Origin of the sequence: Tropicimonas sp. IMCC6043 (genome assembly GCF_004146235.1) — a bacterium.
Classification (GTDB): domain Bacteria; phylum Pseudomonadota; class Alphaproteobacteria; order Rhodobacterales; family Rhodobacteraceae; genus Tropicimonas.
On record NZ_SELO01000181.1, the window covers coordinates 1 to 360 of the forward strand.

At 64.7% G+C, this 360-nt stretch carries 1 protein-coding gene; it reads right to left on the reverse strand.

Features of this window, described 5'->3' with window-relative positions; genetic code table 11:
• On the reverse strand, nucleotides 1-360 hold a 360-nt coding region (locus EU800_RS26330; RefSeq protein WP_242500843.1), incomplete at both ends, for a GTP-binding protein.

Here is a 360-nt window from a genome sequence, read left to right on the forward strand (position 1 = left end):
CGACGAGCTCGAGGAGTTCCTCGTCATCGACCTGGTCCACCTTGTTCATGTAGACAACCATCGCCGGAACGCCGACCTGGTAGGCGAGCAGGATGTGCTCGCGGGTCTGCGGCATCGGGCCATCGGCTGCCGAAACGACCAAGATCGCGCCGTCCATCTGCGCCGCGCCCGTGATCATGTTCTTCACGTAGTCCGCGTGGCCGGGGCAGTCGACATGCGCGTAGTGACGCGCAGGCGTCTCGTATTCCACATGCGCCGTCGAGATCGTGATCCCGCGCGCCTTCTCCTCCGGCGCACCGTCGATCTGGTCGTAGGCCCGGAACTCCCCGAAATACTTCGTGATCGCCGCCGTCAGCGTCG